The organism is Parafrankia sp. EUN1f (assembly GCF_000177675.1).
Taxonomy (GTDB): domain Bacteria; phylum Actinomycetota; class Actinomycetes; order Frankiales; family Frankiaceae; genus Parafrankia.
This window is the reverse complement of sequence record NZ_ADGX01000302.1, coordinates 1-4,032: the sequence shown is the minus strand read 5'-3', so window position 1 is coordinate 4,032 and position 4,032 is coordinate 1. Positions and strand designations below refer to the sequence as shown.

Genomic DNA, 4,032 nt, shown 5'->3' with positions numbered 1-4,032 from the left:
CGGCCAGGTCGACCGCGGCGCCGGGGATGGTCAGGCGACGGGCCACCGCACGGGTCGTGATCCCCGGGTTGCGGTAGTGCCCAGCGGCTGACGCCGCGTCCGTGATAGCCGCCCACAGCGCCGGGTCAGGCACTGCGCTCATCGGCCGTTGTACGATCATGATGGTTCCCTTTCTGAGGTCGTCGAGGGTCTTGCGAGGGGCCAACTCCGGTGATCCCGTCCGGTCCGGCCCGTTACCGGGCCGGACGGGTGATCACGAACCGGCGCTGCGGTAGACGCGAGCAGCGCGTCGAGCAGCCGCGGACGCCTTCCCCAACGCCGCGAAATGCGCCGCGCGTAGGTGCGCCGCCACCCGGGTGATCTCGTCCTCGGATGCGTCCGGGTGCAGCTGGCGGGCCTGGCGGACGAACTTGCTCGCGAATCCGGCCCGCGCCGGCGCCGTCATCGCCTCCGCGCTCGGCGCCGTCGCCGCGCGCATATGACCCGCACGCACGGCACGGAGATGACGCTCAGCCGGCGACTCTCGCATCTGCGGCGGCACCCGATGAGAGGTCACGAGGACTCCACGGGAATGGATGGCCTCGGCGTCGACGCCGGCTCGTCCAATCGGCCAAGGTGCGCCTCGATACGAGCGAGCATCTGGACCGACACCCGGTCCCGACGCCCGCACTCGAGCCGCGAGAGGTAACCCTGATCCATGCCGATCTTTGCTGCCATCTCACGCTGGGGGTAGCGAAGCCATATCCGCCGTCGGCGGATCTCGGTTCCGTCGACGCGCACGGTCGTACTTGCCATGACAGCCATCATGAGGCCCTCATGAGGCTAAAGCAAGGCGAGAGACGCCCAACGGTGAGCAAATGATCACTTTGGCGCGTGTAGGCTTTGTGATGCCGGGTGATGCCTGGGAACCTGTCGGCGTGGCCACGGTGGAACTCGACGAAGATCAGGCGCAGCGCCTCGCGGCTGCCACGCGGAACCGTCGCCGCGAGTTGCGCCTCACGCAGCAAGATGTCGCACAGGCTGGGCAGCTCTCACTCGCGACGCTCAACCGCATCGAGAACGGCAAAGCCACATCGCTCTCCTTGCGCACCCTCGACGGGCTGGACTCCGGCCTCCGGTGGCAAGGGCGACAAGGTCGGGAGATGGGATCCGCCGAGCGAGTGGTCCATGGCGGCAGTCCGTTGCCCGCCGGCTCTCCGCGGCCGGTCTCACAGGAGTTCGTCGACGACCTCGGCGTCGTCCGGCGACGAGTCACCTTCGAAGATCCAACAGAGCACGTTGAGTCCCCTCCCAAGCTCTCCGAACTCGCACAGCGCGTCGCCGATGTCTCAGACGCTGATGTCACCTACTACGTCCTCCGTCGGTTACTGGCACTCGAACCTGCGAAGAGGAACAACATGCTGGTCGCCTTCGCTCGGATGCTCGACGCCGTCGACGGCAACTGAGGCCACAAGCAGGCTTCGTTAAACGCGAGCCCAGGGCGTCACTCTCCGGCTAGGGTCTGAGGCACTCAGTCCGGGCAGTCGGCGAGGGTGCGGGCCCTCCCCGATCAGCAGACGTCCGGAGCGCACCCTCGACATCGCCCGGAGGCCCCCGGGATGGACGCCCTTTCTCCCTTGGACAGGCTCGGCGCCGAGCTCCGGCGCCGACGCATGGACGCCGGGCTAACGCAGGACCGGCTGGCAGTGCTCGCCGGGTACCCAAAGGGCCGCACGATCATCAGCAAGTGCGAGCGCGGACGAGAGCTTCCCTCGGAGCGATTCATCGAGCGCATCGACGCCGTACTCGAAGCGGACGGCGCGATCATCAAGCTCTACCGCCAGGCCGAGGCTGCGAGGCTCCGCCACGCTGCGGACGACCTGGCGCCTCCTGAGGACACCGAGGTGCCACAGTCGGGCCTGGCGACCGTCCCCCGATTGGACCGAACCCCAGACCTCCAGGCACTCTCAGGTGAGTGTGCCCCGGCGGCCAAGGAGGACACAGCGGACCGGCGACAGTTGCTACAGGGTGGGCTGACAGCGTCGCTCGGCGGCATGAGCGCCGCGTCATTCGAGTCCCTGACCGAGGCTGGTGACTCGTTGGGGCTCCTCGGCGTGCGCCCAGGCTGCCGGATCGATGCCGAGATCGTCGACATTCTCGCGGGCCGAGTTCACGCGCTGAGGCTCGCCGATGACGTGCTGGCAGGGGGTGATCTCATCGGGCCCGCCTTCCGGGAGTTGGCCTCCGCTGTTCAGTTGTGCCGAGAAAGCCGGTATGCCCAGGACGTGGGCCAGGCGCTACTCACTCAGGTCGGCGAACTGGCGCAAATCGCGGGATGGATCGCTAGCGATGCCGGCCGCCACGATCAGGCCGAACATGCCTACACCGTGGGGATCTCCGCCGCCCGTCAAGCCAACGACGGCCCCTTGGTCGCTCACCTCATGAGCAGCCTCGCCTACCAGTTGGCGAACACCGGTCGCCGACGCGAGAGCATCGACTTGGCTCAGGCCGCCATCAAGGACGCAGGCAGGAAGGCGCCAGCGAGAACGCGGGCGCTATTCTTCGACCGCCTTGCATGGACCTATACGCAAGCCAGCGAGCCGCAACCAGCGATACGGGCGCTCGGCGCAGCTCATGACGCCCTCACTGACGATCGAGATGATGCCCCACAGTGGGCCTACTGGGTCAGCAGTGATGAACTCGACGTGATGGACGCACGCGTCTACACCGAGATGCATCGACCCTTGCGGGCCGTCCCACTTCTGAACGATGCACTCGGCCGCTACAACTCGACCCATACCCGCGAGGTCGCCCTCTATCGATCTTGGCTTGCTATTGCCCTCGCAGATGCCAACGAGCCGGAACAGGCTGCCGTAGAGGCTCGCCGCGTCTTGACTCTCTCCGCTGGGGTGCCCAGCAACCGCACCGCAGATCGATCGCGGGTAGTCCTCCGCCGATTGCATGACTTCGGCGGCGTACCCGAAGTTAGCGAGCTCTTGGAAGACTACGGCCACCTGCTCGGCGGACGGCGACCGAACGTGAACGAACGCGGCCCAACGGATGCACGCCTGATGTCGGACTGATCCTCGCTGATAGCCGTGTGCCCCGCCGCAGCGCTGCGGCGGGGCACACGGTGCGGGCGGGCCTGAGGGGGTGGCCTCACACCCTTGGGAGGGTCAGACGGGTGGGGTGCGGTCGTAGCCGGGATCCTTCGGGGGTTCCGATCCGGGCCCGTACCCGTCGGCCCAGCGTGTCCGCAGTGGCCGGCCGTGCGGGCACGTCCCGGACTCCGGCACCGGATCCACCCGGCCCTCCCGGTGCAGCTGGGCGCCACGCTCGCGGCGGCACTTGTTGCAGGCGACTAGCGACAGCATCGGTACCAGCGGCCGGCCGGCGTCCGGGTCCATCATCCCTTTTTCACCCGCCCGACGCCGTTGCAGCTGGTGCAGTCGAACTCCTGGGTGCCGGTGAACCCGCCGTCCTCGTCACCTTCGACGACGTCCCTGGTCACCTTGCCGGCTCCGTTGCAGGTCGTGCAGTCGGCGAACTGCACCTCTTTCACGTTGCGGCCGGTGGTGCCGCCTTTGCCGCCGCGCTTGACGCCGTCGCGGCCGGTGGACGCCCCGCCGCCGGTGCTGCCGCGCTTGTTCCAGGCCAACGCACTCTCCCCCTCACCTGTTGATCTTAGGTTCAGAATAGATCGTCGTGGTGGTCTGCGACCGTCACATGGCCTCCAGCCATCGATAGTCCTGGTCTTTCCGGGGGGCGCGACCAGCGGGAAGCGTCTGCAGGAAGTAGACGTAGCAGACGTCGCCACGGTGGAAGGTGACAGCAAGTCCGTACTTGTGAAATTTGCCGGCTCCTGTGGAATAGCCGTGAACCTGCGAGATCTCACGGTTTCCACTGTTGATGATGAGCGCACGCAGGTACTGCTCGATATCGGCGGTTCGGATCTTGCCGCCGACCAGCTCCAGAGCGGGGAGGGGCACCGGCGTGGGAGGATCACCCTCCACCATCGGCTCGTCCGCCGTCCGATCGTCTCCACCGGGCGGT

General features: G+C 67.3%; 6 protein-coding genes and 1 pseudogene. 2 read left to right on the top strand and 5 right to left on the bottom strand.

The window, feature by feature from the left end; translation table 11 throughout:
- Positions 1 to 253 precede the first annotated feature (253 nt).
- Positions 254 to 556 carry a hypothetical protein gene (locus FREUN1FDRAFT_RS38255; protein WP_006545810.1) on the bottom strand — a complete coding sequence of 101 codons (303 nt, stop codon included), beginning with the start codon at positions 554 to 556 and terminating at the stop codon, positions 254 to 256.
- Positions 553 to 795 (bottom strand): helix-turn-helix transcriptional regulator, encoded by a 243-nt coding sequence (locus tag FREUN1FDRAFT_RS48440; RefSeq protein ID WP_157475834.1) that lies wholly within the window; start codon positions 793 to 795, stop codon positions 553 to 555. The genes FREUN1FDRAFT_RS38255 and FREUN1FDRAFT_RS48440 overlap by 4 nt, the downstream gene beginning before the upstream one ends.
- A gap of 131 nt (positions 796 to 926) precedes the next feature.
- Here FREUN1FDRAFT_RS48440 and FREUN1FDRAFT_RS38245 point away from each other — a divergent pair, with 131 nt between their 5' ends.
- Positions 927 to 1,445: a helix-turn-helix domain-containing protein gene (locus tag FREUN1FDRAFT_RS38245; protein ID WP_157475832.1), complete on the top strand. Its 519-nt coding sequence runs from the start codon at positions 927 to 929 to the stop codon at positions 1,443 to 1,445.
- A 153-nt stretch (positions 1,446 to 1,598) separates the two neighbouring features.
- Complete coding sequence (locus FREUN1FDRAFT_RS40800; RefSeq protein ID WP_006545807.1) at positions 1,599 to 3,062, top strand: helix-turn-helix transcriptional regulator; 1,464 nt, start codon at positions 1,599 to 1,601, stop codon at positions 3,060 to 3,062.
- Between the two features lie 93 nt (positions 3,063 to 3,155).
- On the opposite strand, the gene FREUN1FDRAFT_RS38235 is transcribed toward FREUN1FDRAFT_RS40800, so the two are convergent.
- The 3 genes and pseudogenes from FREUN1FDRAFT_RS38235 to FREUN1FDRAFT_RS38225 all read right to left on the bottom strand — a co-directional run.
- Positions 3,156 to 3,389, bottom strand: a complete 234-nt coding sequence (locus tag FREUN1FDRAFT_RS38235) for a hypothetical protein (RefSeq protein ID WP_006543534.1) — start codon at positions 3,387 to 3,389, stop codon at positions 3,156 to 3,158.
- Positions 3,386 to 3,637: a hypothetical protein gene (locus FREUN1FDRAFT_RS38230; RefSeq protein ID WP_006545806.1), complete on the bottom strand. Its 252-nt coding sequence runs from the start codon at positions 3,635 to 3,637 to the stop codon at positions 3,386 to 3,388. The genes FREUN1FDRAFT_RS38235 and FREUN1FDRAFT_RS38230 overlap by 4 nt, the downstream gene beginning before the upstream one ends.
- 64 nt (positions 3,638 to 3,701) lie before the next feature.
- Positions 3,702 to 4,032: pseudogene (locus tag FREUN1FDRAFT_RS38225) on the bottom strand (hypothetical protein); the annotation flags it as partial.